The organism is Stenotrophomonas sp. SrG (assembly GCF_050031795.1).
Taxonomy (GTDB): domain Bacteria; phylum Pseudomonadota; class Gammaproteobacteria; order Xanthomonadales; family Xanthomonadaceae; genus Stenotrophomonas; species Stenotrophomonas rhizophila_A.
On the sequence record NZ_JBNBBE010000232.1, the window covers coordinates 1 to 275 of the forward strand.

The following is a 275-nucleotide window of genomic DNA, read 5'->3' on the forward strand; positions in this document are numbered from 1 at the left end:
TCCCAGATGCTCTCGCACTTGATCTGCGGGTCCAGGTTGAACATCGAATGCGAATCGGCCACCGGGTAGCCCAGCTCGATCGCATACCCGAAATCATCCGCCGCAAAACCCAGCCGCAGCGCCACCGACGCCAGCCGCGGCCCGCCCTGCACCGGCACCTCGCCCGACAGCATCCGCCGGTCCAACCGCTCCGGACCGGCCCCCAGCGCCGACTGGAACCCGCCCTCCCGCGCCAGCGACGGCGGCACTCCTCCCCGCGCCGTATCGGCCAGCAG

The 275-nt window shown here is 70.9% G+C and carries 1 pseudogene; it reads right to left on the reverse strand.

The features are described from left to right. Positions 1 to 275: pseudogene (locus ACQG3P_RS19645) on the reverse strand (AAA family ATPase); the annotation flags it as partial.